The 5,302-nt window shown below is 55.2% G+C and carries 4 protein-coding genes; 3 read left to right on the top strand and 1 reads right to left on the bottom strand.

The window, feature by feature from the left end:
* Position 1: 1 nt before the first annotated feature.
* Positions 2-1,582, bottom strand: coding sequence for a helicase-associated domain-containing protein (locus CHU70_RS03305; protein WP_016421371.1), 1,581 nt, complete (start codon positions 1,580-1,582; stop codon positions 2-4).
* A 114-nt stretch (positions 1,583-1,696) separates the two neighbouring features.
* On the opposite strand from CHU70_RS03305, the gene CHU70_RS03310 reads away from it, so the two are divergent.
* The 3 genes from CHU70_RS03310 (at position 1,697) to pbp2m (ending at position 5,279) form a co-directional block, all read left to right on the top strand.
* On the top strand, positions 1,697-2,557 hold the full coding sequence (locus CHU70_RS03310) for a LysR family transcriptional regulator (RefSeq protein WP_012360809.1): 861 nt from the start codon (positions 1,697-1,699) through the stop codon (positions 2,555-2,557).
* The gene (locus tag CHU70_RS03315) at positions 2,554-3,384 is read left to right on the top strand and encodes a serine hydrolase (protein ID WP_012360808.1); all 831 of its coding nucleotides are present in this window, start codon (positions 2,554-2,556) and stop codon (positions 3,382-3,384) included. The genes CHU70_RS03310 and CHU70_RS03315 overlap by 4 nt, the downstream gene beginning before the upstream one ends.
* Positions 3,385-3,497: 113 nt before the next feature.
* On the top strand, positions 3,498-5,279 hold the full coding sequence (gene pbp2m / locus CHU70_RS03320) for a penicillin-binding protein PBP2M (protein ID WP_016421369.1): 1,782 nt from the start codon (positions 3,498-3,500) through the stop codon (positions 5,277-5,279).
* Positions 5,280-5,302: the final 23 nt, after the last annotated feature.

Genomic DNA, 5,302 nt, shown 5'->3' on the forward strand with positions numbered 1-5,302 from the left:
TCTAGCACGGCACGTCCACCGCAGCGATGCGGTGGGGTTGGATCGTGAGGCTCTCCCCGGTGGATTCGAGCACCGCGGAGATGGTGGAGGGGGTCATCATCACGATGGAGATCCAGTCATGGCTGGTGGCACCCGCATAGTCCACGTAGTGCAGGCGCACCTGTGTGCCCGCGGTATAGGCGCGGCGCAGCTCGGACATGATCTCCCGCGGCGAGCGGAAGGTCCGGGTGTCCGAGGCCTTCGTGCCGTCCGCCGGGTCCACGGCGATGGCCTGGTCGTGGGCGCGGCGAAAACCCTCCACGGCGCCGTCGATCTCCGAGGCGATCTCGGTGGAGTCCCCAGTGATGTCCATGATGTTGCGCTGGGGAGTATCCACGCGAGACGGGACACGAGCCGAGTGGGGTTCGGTGGCGGAGCCCTGCTGGAATGCCCTGGTGGCGTCGTCAATCAAATACCGCAGGGACTGGGGAACGGACGAGAGACCGCCGGGGGACATGCGATCCAGGAAGGCCTCGATGTCCTTCCATGGGGCGTCATAGCGCTTCGGCCCGATCAGGCTGAATACGTCGCCTTCGCGGCCGTCCTCGCGCACCAGGGTGGCGGTGAGCCCCAGACGGCGGCGAGACTGCAGGTCGGAGGTCATGCGGAACACCGGGGCAGGCAGCAGGTGAACCTCGTCGTAAATGATTAAGCCCCAGTCGCGGGAGTCGAACAGCTCCAGCGCCCGGTATTCGCCCTTCGACTTGCGCGTGACCACTTGGTAGGTGGCGATGGTCACGGGGCGGATCTCCTTCTTCTCTCCGGAGTATTCGCCGATTTCATCCTCCGTCAGGGAGGTGCGGCGCACTAGCTCGTCCTTCCACTGCCTGCCCGCGACGGTGTTCGTCACCAGGATCAGGGTGGTGGCCTTTGCCTTGGCCATCGAGGCCGCGCCGACCATCGTCTTGCCCGCACCACATGGCAGCACTACCACGCCCGAGCCGCCTTCCCAGAAGCTATCGGCCGCCATCTCCTGGTAGTCGCGCAGCTGCCATTCTTCGTGTTCCTGCGACAGCTCGATGGGGTGTGCCTCGCCGTCGACGTATCCCGCCAGGTCCTCTGCGGGCCAGCCGACCTTCAGCAGTTCCTGCTTGAGCCTGCCGCGCTCGGAAGGGTGCACAACGATCGAGTCCTCGTCGATCTCTGCGCCCAACATGGGCTTGATCTTTTTGTGACGCCGGATCTCCGTCAGCACAGCCCTGTCCGTCGTCTCTAGCACGAGCCCGTGCGCTGGGTGCTTGATGAGCTTCAGCCGCCCGTAGCGATCCATCGTGTCGGCAATGTCGATGAGCAGCGGCTGCGGGGCGGGGAACCGCGAGTAGGTTTCCAGCACGTCCATGATCTGCTCCGCGTCGTGCCCTGCCGCGCGGGCGTTCCACAGCGCCAGCGGGGTGATGCGGTAGGTGTGCACGTGCTCCGGCGCGCGCTCCAGCTCCGCGAACGGTGCCAGCGCGGTGCGCGCCTCCTGCGCCTGTTCGTGGTCGATTTCCAGCAGCACGGTCTTATCCGACTGCACAATGAGCGGTCCGTTTCCAATGCCCACGCTGTGTGTCACTTCCTTTTTGTTTATCGACGCCACCGCGACGGTGTTGCTCAAGCCAAAGACATCATTTTACGCTGCAGTGGTGCGAACTCGTGCTCCACTATGCTGAGACCCATGATTGCTCAGACGGGAAATCTGCGCCAATGGCAGTATTTCGTGGCTTTAGCGGAGACCGGTAGTTTTACAGCGGCGGCAGCGCGACTGGGAGTGAGTCAGCCGCCTGTCTCCAATGCCATTAAGCGCTTAGAAGCTGGTGTAGGTACACCGCTATTTATCCGAGGGGCGGGGGAAGTGAAACTAACCGAGGCAGGGTTGACCTTGCTTCCATATGCCCGGGTGATTAATCGCGATCTTCAGACTATGCATTCGATGATTGACGGTATCCGAAGTGGTGCGCAAAGCGGGTTTCGTTTGGCCATCAGTAGTGCGCTTCCAAGCGAGATAGGATCGCGTATTGCAGCAAAGGCACAGCAGCATGATGGAGTAGTTTTGTCGTCACTGCCTTCTGTTGAGATTCTTGCCCGTGTTGAAGAAGGCGCTATTCATGCGGGGCTTGTTCAAGCTCCGGTTCCCTTGGGTACTCACCGCAGTGCGAGGCAGTTTTCTCTGTCACGTGATCTAGTGGTGCCGCCGGGGTATTCAAGGTTGGATAAGACCTTGTCTCAATTGAATCTGCTGGTGGAGAACCTGAATGACAATTCAAGTGCAGCCAGTGGTTTGGCGAGAGAGCTATTTCGGTCGGGTGTGTCTTGCGAAATTAATGATTCAGAGGATGCTCTAGGTAGGGGCTTATTGATTGGAAGAGGGGAGGGGATGTCTTTGGTATTTCGCGGTTTTCACCAGTTTGACAATGCTATTGAGCTTCCTTCCCGTTTCGATTTTTCCGTGGATGTAGTGGTTCGCCGAGGTGGGATGGACAATGGCGCCGAGGCCATGGCGGTCGCCGAAAGAATTTGTCGAAGGATTAACCAATGACTGCACGGATGGAGATGGCCCTGGAAAACGTGTTGACGCGGTCGGGGTGTGAGGGATGGTGGTGTGCATCGCGACTGCACGATGGGGTGACTATCGGACGCAAACAAGACGAGAAAATTACGGTGGCATCCTTATATAAAATCCGGCTCCTCCACCTCACTTTGGAAGCGATTCAACGAGGTGATCTGGATCCTCGTCTTCGTGTTGACGTTGCACCGTCCAAAGGAACTTACGAAGGGTATGGGTTCGCTGCCTTTGATGACGCAGTGAACGTGAGTCTCCGAGACTTAATGAAACAAGTCGCATCGGTGTCAGATAACGTGGCCGCCCACGAGATTTTGCGTCTACTGCCTGCGTGGGCTCGAGAAGCATTTCTTAAACGGTTTCCACCTCATTATGACTTGCAAGATCGGAATAGCTTAGTGACGGCGGAGAAACAATTGCGTCAATATGTTCAATCCCAAGGGGGGAGTAGTACAGATATAGCGTTTTCTGCAGTCTCTTCGTTGGCGGAAATAACTAATGACTTGGAACAGGTTTGGAAAGACGATAGTGCAGCGGTACGTCGATCTATGTGTGAACTCTTGGGGTTGCAGGTGTGGCGTCACCGTGTTCCTTCAGGCTTTCCTCCAAGCGGCGTTGATATCTATGGAAAAACGGGCACTGTAGGACTTCTCCATGGTGAAGCTTCGATTATCCAGGTTGAGGGCGAGGAGCCCATTGTGGTGTCCATCATGCTGAAACAGGTGGTGCCAGAACAAGCAATGAGTACTCACGATGGTGCTATTGGCGAAGTGGCTAGACTGCTCGTGGACGCTCTTCGTTAGAATTTCTGCCACTTGAATACACACTTCTACCATCGCCTATATGTGAATGAAATGAGACAATTGCATTATGTGATATTGGTGGCATCCAATGCGTCTCACTTAACGTCACTCCCATGATGACTAAGCACAATCGTTTCCGTCAGTCGGTGATTGCACTCTGTTCGCTCTCCGCAGTGATGTTGAGCAGCTGTTCAGCTCTACCGTGGGAATCAGACTCAGACGTATTTCTCAAAGCTTTCAACGCGGGAGATGACAGCAAGGCTGCACGGTATCTGGATCATCCAGACCCGGAGCGCGCCCTTCATGAATTTCGGCAGTCACTTCATGGTGTGAAGGTCAACATCGAAAAATCTGATATTTCCAATGGAAAGCAGAATACTCATGTGACTTGGTCCAAAGATGGTGTGGAGTTGGAGAGCAATGGTCGGCTCGTCCTTAGTGGACAGGATGGTAAGCCTCAATGGTTGCCTTCGATCTTCGAAGCTCAGTTGAGCGATGATTCCGCACTCTTTTTTGCTGAAGATAAACAGTACGATCTTCCAATTAAAGATCGCTTGGGCAATGAATATATGACCTGGACGAAAGTTATTCAGGTACGAGGTCGCAAAGATATAGCCTCTAGAGCGCAGGAATTGGCCCAGATTTTTGCACCAGTGTCTCCCACAACGACTAAGGAGTGGATCGAGCAGACCTTGGGAGAGTCTCAGGATGAAGACACCGTGCTCCTCACTTTGAGGCAGGAAGAATTCCGGAAGATACAAGAGCAACTTAGGACCTTTGAGGGAATTTCCACTGTGGAGCAGGGGCGTCTCTTAAGCGTGTCCAAAACTCTTAACTCTCCGCTGGATGCTGAATTGAACAAATATTGGGAGTCAGTGCTCGATGCTAATTCAGGATGGTCGATACGCGCTGAGAGTTCACAAGGTATGACGACGGTAGCCTCTGAGCCGCCTCGCCGAGTTCAGCCAATCGCAACCACTCTGGATAACACACTGCAAAGCGCAGCAAAACAAGCAGTGGACAGTGAGCAACGTGCCGCAGTTCTAGTCGTGCTCAATCCTAGAACAGGAGGTGTCCTTGCCGTTGCACAAAATGACAAGGCAAATAACCAAGGGCCAATCGCACTCACCGGGCTATTCCCACCGGGATCGACGTTCAAAACTGTGACCACAGCGGCGGCACTAGAGGCAGGGGCAGTCAGCATGGATGAGGAACTACCTTGTCCTAGCAATATCACCGTCGCTGGACGCAAGATTCCCAACGATCATGACTTCGATCTAGGTAGCGTTCGACTGGAAGAAGCTTTCGCCCAATCATGTAACACAACCCAAGCGGTCATTTCGGATCGTTTGGGAGAAGATGATCTGCAACGGACTGCTTTAGAACTCGGAATTGGCTCCGACTTCGACGTACCAGGGATGACCACACTTACTGGTTCGGTGCCGCGGACACCGGCTGGACCTCCTCGTGTGGAGGCTTCTATTGGACAGGGCGAGGTTCTAGCTAGTCCATTTGGGATTGCGCTCATGCAATCGACTGTCGCTAACGGCGGCTTGCTTGTTCCTCCACAGCTCATTCAAGGCGAACAGACAGTAGTGAATAAACAGGCAGACCAGCATGTCAGCGATACAACTATTCAAAGCCTCCGGACGATGATGAAATCAACAATTGACCACGGTTCAGCTAGGTCGTTGAGTGATCTTAGTGCACTTGGCGGAAAGACTGGTACAGCAGAAATTGATGGCAAGCTTTCCAATGGCTGGTTCGCTGGAACGACAGGGGAATTGGCGATTGCGTCCCTTGTAATCGAAGGAGATTCTTCTCAGCCAGCTGTGGAAATGGCCGGGCGTTTCCTTCGCTCGCCGGATGTTCAGAAATTCTCTGGAATTCAATAAACTTGCGTCATAACCTCTAGCAC

Origin of the sequence: Corynebacterium sp. LK10 (assembly GCF_008042455.1) — a bacterium.
GTDB lineage: Bacteria > Actinomycetota > Actinomycetes > Mycobacteriales > Mycobacteriaceae > Corynebacterium > Corynebacterium jeikeium_D.